Here is a 1,373-nt window from a genome sequence, read left to right on the forward strand (position 1 = left end):
GCTCCAGGCAGGGCAGGGCGGCGAAGATCTTCAGGCGCGGCTCGGCCAGCAGCCGGCCCCACCAGGCGCTGTCGGGCGCCAGGGACAGAACGCTGACGCCCCAGGGGGTCTTGGCGGCGGCCAGGGCGTCCTTGTCGGTGGCGACAACGGTCATCGGCGGAGCGACGCCGAACCGCAAGCGGGTCAGCTCGACGGCGCGGGCCGGATCCTTCCCGCCCCAGACGGTCAGGTGATAGGGGCCCTGGCGCGTCAGGCTGTCCGACATCAGCTCGCGCCAGATGCGGATGACCAGGGCGTCGCTGGCGGCCTTGCGGGGGGCGTCGATCAATTTGCGGACAATCAGCGCCTCGCGCCCGGGGCGCAGGCCAAAGCCGGTGTCGCCGGCCGCCTTCTTGGCCGTCGCCACGGCGCGCGCCAGGCCGGCCCGCTCGTCCAGCAGGGCCAGAAGCTCACCGTCGATGGCGTCGATACGCCATCGGACCTCGTCCAGCGAAGGCGTCGCATCGCCCGCGTCGCTACCCATGATTTATCCCCGAAATTGGAGGCCGGACCATAGACTTTGCCGCCGGAGGCGCAATAGGGCGCGGTGACGGGAATAAACTTGCGTGATGGGATTGTGCGCGTGGAGGACGCCCCCTCCGTCGCGCTGCGTATTCGCATCGCGCCACCTCCCCCGCGTTGCGGGTGAGGAGGAAGCCGCGCCGCTCTTCTCCTCACCCGTGAAACGGGGGAGGTGGCGCGTCGCGAAGCGGCGTGACGGAGGGGGCGTCCTGGCGGCTAGTAAACCCGCGGCGCGGGTCCCGTGTCGAACAGGCCCAGCCGCGTGCGGCCGTTCTCGAACTTCAGGGTCGCCGAGAGGGTCGGGTCGCGGCCCAGGGCCTGGGCGATCGCCGCCGCCGCGGCTTCGGGACTCTTCAGCGCCTGGCCGGGCGTGGGGATCTCGCGGACCGTGACGTCCAGCGCGCCGCGCAGGAGGCCGTCGTCGTCCACCGTCAACGCGCCCGACTTGGCGTCCAGCAGCGCCTCGCCGGCGTTCAGCTTGCCTTGCTGGACCGTCAGGGTCCCGCCGGCGTCGGACCAGTCGCTGACCGCGTCGGACCAGCTGGYGCCGTGCAGGGCGCTGATCTTGCTGATCTTCGAGTCCCAGATCAGGTCGGCGGTGCGGTCGGCGGCGATGCGGCCCAGCAGACCGGTGAAGCGCGCCTTGGCGCCCTTGGCCTCGAAGAAGATCGCGCCCTGGTCGTCGGGACCGGGACGGACGTGCAGTTGCAAACCCGCCGCCGACAGCAGCGGGAAGGGCGCGGCGCCGGCGGCCGGCGTGAAGACCAGGTTCGCGCCCTCGACCGAGATTCGGGGCGGATACTGGTTGAAGC

At 71.5% G+C, this 1,373-nt stretch carries 2 protein-coding genes; both read right to left on the bottom strand.

The genetic code is table 11. From position 1 onward, the window contains the following. Positions 1-523 (bottom strand): chorismate mutase (locus AC1DZ6_RS25180; RefSeq protein WP_477099818.1); only part of this gene is annotated, 523 nt, incomplete at its 3' end. 254 nt (positions 524-777) lie between these two features. Continuing rightward, positions 778-1,373 (bottom strand): DUF2125 domain-containing protein (locus AC1DZ6_RS25185; RefSeq protein WP_477099819.1); only part of this gene is annotated, 596 nt, incomplete at its 5' end.

The sequence above is a fragment of the Caulobacter sp. P1_B12_2 genome, assembly GCF_056406675.1.